This is a genomic window from Enterobacter sp. HG048 (genome assembly GCF_024702055.1).
Taxonomy (GTDB): Bacteria; Pseudomonadota; Gammaproteobacteria; order Enterobacterales; family Enterobacteriaceae; genus Enterobacter; species Enterobacter dykesii.
Genome location: NZ_JANLIZ010000045.1, coordinates 1 through 289, shown reverse-complemented (window position 1 = coordinate 289; position 289 = coordinate 1). Strand labels below are relative to the sequence as shown.

Sequence of the window (289 nt, the reverse complement as noted above, 5' to 3'; positions counted from 1 at the left end):
ACCACTTTGTGATTCATGACTGGGGTGAAGTCGTAACAAGGTAACCGTAGGGGAACCTGCGGTTGGATCACCTCCTTACCTTAAAGAACCTGCCTTTGTAGTGCTCACACAGATTGTCTGATGAAAAGTAAATAGCAAGGCGTCTTGCGATTGAGACTTTACGTCCCCTTCGTCTAGAGGCCCAGGACACCGCCCTTTCACGGCGGTAACAGGGGTTCGAATCCCCTAGGGGACGCCACTTGCTGGTTCGTGAGTGAAAGTCACCTGCCGTCATATCTCAAAACTCATC

General features: G+C 50.9%; 1 tRNA gene and 1 rRNA gene. Both read left to right on the top strand.

The features are described from left to right. A 16S ribosomal RNA gene (locus NUX24_RS21735) occupies window positions 1–78 on the top strand; the annotation flags it as partial. Between the two features lie 84 nt (window positions 79–162). Further along, window positions 163–238 (top strand) — tRNA-Glu (locus NUX24_RS21730). Window positions 239–289 lie beyond the last annotated feature (51 nt).